This window comes from Lacinutrix algicola (genome assembly GCF_001418085.1).
In the GTDB taxonomy this organism is placed as follows: domain Bacteria; phylum Bacteroidota; class Bacteroidia; order Flavobacteriales; family Flavobacteriaceae; genus Lacinutrix; species Lacinutrix algicola.
Map to the genome: position 1 here is coordinate 1 of NZ_LIQH01000002.1, position 1,047 is coordinate 1,047.

At 34.2% G+C, this 1,047-nt stretch carries 3 protein-coding genes; all 3 read right to left on the reverse strand.

The genetic code is table 11. The annotated features are described in order from the left end of the window. Nucleotides 1-69: 69 nt before the first annotated feature. Nucleotides 70-471 (reverse strand): putative quinol monooxygenase, encoded by a 402-nt coding sequence (locus ASC41_RS17040; RefSeq protein ID WP_206542920.1) that lies wholly within the window; start codon nt 469-471, stop codon nt 70-72. Between the two features lie 34 nt (nt 472-505). Further along, the gene (locus tag ASC41_RS17045) at nt 506-691 is read right to left on the reverse strand and encodes a putative quinol monooxygenase (protein WP_206542921.1); all 186 of its coding nucleotides are present in this window, start codon (nt 689-691) and stop codon (nt 506-508) included. Nucleotides 692-722: 31 nt separating this feature from the next. After that, nucleotides 723-1,047 (reverse strand): nitroreductase family protein (locus ASC41_RS00015; RefSeq protein ID WP_193786884.1); only part of this gene is annotated, 325 nt, incomplete at its 5' end.

Consider the following 1,047-nt stretch of genomic DNA (forward strand, 5'->3'; position numbering starts at 1 on the left):
CTGAATACTAACTGCAACGATAATTCCGTAAACTAGTGCTGTAATTATATTTTTCATTTTAAAAAATTTTTAAATTTCAGTTACAAAATTCATATACTGTTTTAAATCACCAATAACAGCTTCTTCCATAAGTTTACCCGTTTTTTCTGCGTAAGGTTGGTGAAAGTGAATGTCCCAAACATCAGATTCTTTTCTCCAATGCTCATAAACAGCCAATGTATCGTCTTGGTCGTCTACTGTGTATAAATCAAAAAGAATGTTTCCTTTTTCCTCTTTTCTGGTATGTGTAATGTGGTCTTCAAACTGATTTAAAAGTTGTGATCTAAATTCTGTTTTCAATTTAAAAATGAAGAAAATGATAAATACTTCATCCTCCGGATTTGCAGATTTAGAATGGTCTGGTAACGGATTGGTATCCCCTAAGAAATAAAAATCTGGCGCCATTTGTAACGCTGTTTGCCCTACTTCCATTAACTTTTTGTGTGCGCCTCATTATCGTGAGACGTTATTGCTGCTTTATCTGCCCAACGCTCATAAACAAAAATACATTGGCATCTGCTTTAGATACAAATACTTTAATTTCTTTATTACCAGCTTCTTTTTGTGTTGCTGCCTGTGCTTCTTTTAATGTTGCTGCAAAACTAGTTGCGTGTTCTGGTTTTGCTGTGAATTTTACTATTGTGCTTTTCATAATATGATTTTTTATAGTGTTCTCGTTTATTTTATAATTTGGTAATTATGGTTTCTTCTGAAAATCTCGATTTTGGAAGCTTCGCATTAAAATCGGTATCTTTTCTATATCCTAAAGACACAACAGCTAATGCTGTATAGCCTTTTTCATGTAAGTCAAACTCTTTATCTAAAGCTTTTACATCTACACCTTCCATAGGACAAGCATCAATACCTAAAGCTGCAGCACCTAATAAAAGTGCGCCCATATTTAAATACACTTGCTTTTCCATCCAATGTGACAAATCTTTAAGGTCGTATTTATGAAGGTCTACAAACATCTTACGACCACCATCGAGTGGTGTGGTCGGCGTCTCT